Annotated in this window: 3 protein-coding genes; 2 read left to right on the top strand and 1 reads right to left on the bottom strand. The window is 47.7% G+C overall.

Translation table 11 applies throughout. The features are described 5' to 3' along the window. Window positions 1-56 precede the first annotated feature (56 nt). On the bottom strand, window positions 57-1,427 hold the full coding sequence (nhaC, locus tag ACFOGI_RS13645; protein ID WP_390273661.1) for a Na+/H+ antiporter NhaC: 1,371 nt from the start codon (window positions 1,425-1,427) through the stop codon (window positions 57-59). A gap of 393 nt (window positions 1,428-1,820) precedes the next feature. Here nhaC and ACFOGI_RS13640 point away from each other — a divergent pair, with 393 nt between their 5' ends. Together ACFOGI_RS13640 and ACFOGI_RS13635 are read left to right on the top strand one after the other, a co-directional pair. Beyond that, entirely contained in the window at window positions 1,821-2,552 is a 732-nt protein-coding gene (locus ACFOGI_RS13640) for an AzlC family ABC transporter permease (RefSeq protein ID WP_390273657.1), read from the top strand. Continuing rightward, window positions 2,549-2,842 (top strand): AzlD domain-containing protein, encoded by a 294-nt coding sequence (locus ACFOGI_RS13635; RefSeq protein WP_390273655.1) that lies wholly within the window; start codon window positions 2,549-2,551, stop codon window positions 2,840-2,842. Before ACFOGI_RS13640 ends, ACFOGI_RS13635 begins: the two co-directional genes overlap by 4 nt. Window positions 2,843-3,008 lie beyond the last annotated feature (166 nt).

Here is a 3,008-nt window from a genome sequence, read left to right as displayed (position 1 = left end):
CGTATACGGGTCCGTACGTACGGTGGTGTGAGAGGACGGAGGTTAGTCACCTCCTCCTACTCGATTTTACTCCATAATCTTCCGCCGAACAACAGGGTAATTACCGGACTGATCAGACAGAAAAAGGCGAATGGTAGATAAGTCAGTACCGGCACATCCAGAACCCCGGCAATGAATACGCCACAGACACTCCATGGCACAAGAGGGTTGATGACTGTCCCTGCATCCTCCAAAGTCCGCGACAACAGCTTATTCGGCAATCCGGCTTTATCATAAATCCCTTTATAGGTCTCCCCTGTAAGCATGATGGAGAGATATTGTTCCCCAATCAGAACATTGACCCCGATGGCGGTAGCGGCTGTTGAAAGGATGACGGTACGCACCTTCTGGAGTTTTTCTTTGAACGACGACAGCATCGCCGGCACGATCCCGGTAATGAACAGCAGACCGCCAAATCCAAGGGCAAGCACGACCAGCGAAATGGTGAACAACATGCTGTTCACTCCCCCTTTGGTCAATAGCTCATTGACCGGATCAAACGCAGTTTCTCCTGTATAACCGTTAAACCAGACGTTCCAGATGAATGACCAACTGAGCCCGCTCATAAGATTAGCCAGCAAGGTAGCGATGATGCTGCTGATGGCCAGGGAAATGAATGCCGGAACCCGTGCCACCGTACATATCATAAGTACCAACAGGGGAATCCAGGAGGTCCAGTGCATTAATCCCGTGCTCTCTAATGCAGCCTGGTAATCCCTGCTATTGTTGAAAGCAGCAGAGGCATCAGGAGAAAGGATGGCAAACAGGATGAATGACAGGATGAACGCCGGGATGGTCGTCAAGCTGATGTGTTTGATATGTGTGAAGAGATCCACTCCGACAATCGTGGAAGCGAGATTGGTCGTATCTGACAAAGGAGACATTTTATCCCCGAAAAAAGCTCCCGAGACAATCGCACCTGCCGTTATGGCCAGCGAGAAATCCATGGCACTGGCCATGCCGATGAAGGCTACTCCGATCGTGGCGGTCGTCGTCAAGGAACTGCCGAGAGAAACACCGATAATGGCGGTGATGGCAAATACGATGGCAAAGAACCATGTTCCACCAATCAAAGAGAATCCGGTATGGATCAAGGTTGGAATGGTACCACTGAGCATCCAGCTGCTGATGAGGATGCCGATGATGAAAAAGAGAAAAACGGCACCCATACCTGACGATGCTCCGGCAATCATGGCTCCTTGGAGATCATGGAAAGTAAGGCCACGCAACAGTCCATAAGCGATAAGAAGCATGATTCCGAGCAGGATAGGGATGTGCGGACTAGTGCCAATGCCGATGATGAAATAGCTGATCATCCCGATGATTGCAAAGAAAATCAGGATGGCCTCCGTCAATTTTGGTGTGTGTCCTGGTGTAATTGGGAACAATTGATTCTCCTCCTCTGTAAGTGATTGATTCCTTGGGTGCAATAATTATTACTCATAGGTGTAATACAAAAAAGCTCCGCCCCGATATAGGGACGAAGCTTGCTCCGCGTTACCACCCTGATTGCCGAAAATGATTCCCGGCCTCTCTAAGTTCAGCATCCGTTTCAATAGGATGTGTAATTCAATTATTTTCTGCCAGAACTCCCACCTGCCGTCCTGTCTCTGCTGCTGCTGCTGGAAAATAATCTACTGTGCACCCTCGGATAGATATCCAATTGTAAAAGATAGTATTGAATATACATGCTAAGCTTACAGAATGTCAACAGCTCATGGCTTTTTTATTTTTGCGTGTTATTCTATAATTATTGGAATGGGGAAAGGGAGGGAAATTGTATGAATGAATTTACGGCAGAGAACCAAAAAGTATCACCATCTATGTATATGATTCGAAGAGGAGTAGCCACAGGTTTCCCCATCGTACTAGGCTATTTGCCGGTAGCCATTACATATGGAGTGCTTGCGAAACAGGCAGGGATGTCATTGTTGGAACTCACCTTGATGAGTGCCCTGGTGTTCGCAGGAGCAGCCCAATTCATGGCTGTGAATATGATCGCGGTCGGAACGGGCGTCATTGAAATCATTGCAGCCACTTTTGTGTTGAATTTCCGACATTTCGTCATGAGCTTTTCGTTCATCAATCGACTCCGAGGTTTGAATCTGAAATGGAAAGCCCCGCTCTCACTTGGCTTGACAGATGAGTCGTTCGCGGTCACTTCCTTGCATACGAAAGAAGCCAAGATGGAAAAAGGGGCCCTATTCTACACAGCAATCATTCTTACCGCCTACTTGTCCTGGGTTCTCGGTTCCATGCTGGGCGGGTTGCTTGGCGAAATCATCCCCGAAAGGCTCAGCCAGAGCATGGGGGTTGCCTTGTATGCCTTGTTCATCGGTCTGTTGGTTCCTTCCGTGAAAAAGGATAGGAGGATTGGACTCATTGCCATCCTGGCCATGCTGATCAATTTCATTTGTGTAGAGCTTGGAATGAGTACAGGGTGGGCGATTGTTGCAGCAACAGTTCTAGGCGGAATGAGCGGAATCTTTTTGATTAAGGAGGAATCACCATGATATTCCTGATCATCATCGGTATGTCGCTGGTTACGATGATTCCACGTGTCATACCAGCTTTCATTGTGGATAAACTGCAGTTCCGTGAGTGGGTGAACCGTTGGTTGAATTCCATTCCTTATGCCGCCTTGGGAGCGTTGATTTTCCCGGGTATTATGACAGTCATTCCCGACCGACCCTATATCGGACTGGCTGGGGGAGTTGCTGCTGTCATCATGGCTTATATCGGATGGAATATTGTTCTTGTGGTCATCGGTTCCATACTTGCCGTTTTTCTTCTATCCATGTAAACAATCAGGATGAGGCTGGGATAAAAGTCAAAAGGCAAAGACGAACTGGCTGGAAATCTGGTCTAGCAAGAATAGCCGCTTCAGAATTATACGCCGAATTTGACCTGACCCCCATAAGTTAGAGTAAAAATAATTTATGGGGGTTAGGTTTATGGAAAAATACAGT

The organism is Virgibacillus xinjiangensis, from assembly GCF_042643145.1.
In the GTDB taxonomy this organism is placed as follows: Bacteria; Bacillota; Bacilli; order Bacillales; family Amphibacillaceae; genus Virgibacillus_O; species Virgibacillus_O xinjiangensis.
This window is presented reverse-complemented; position numbering and strand designations above follow the sequence as displayed.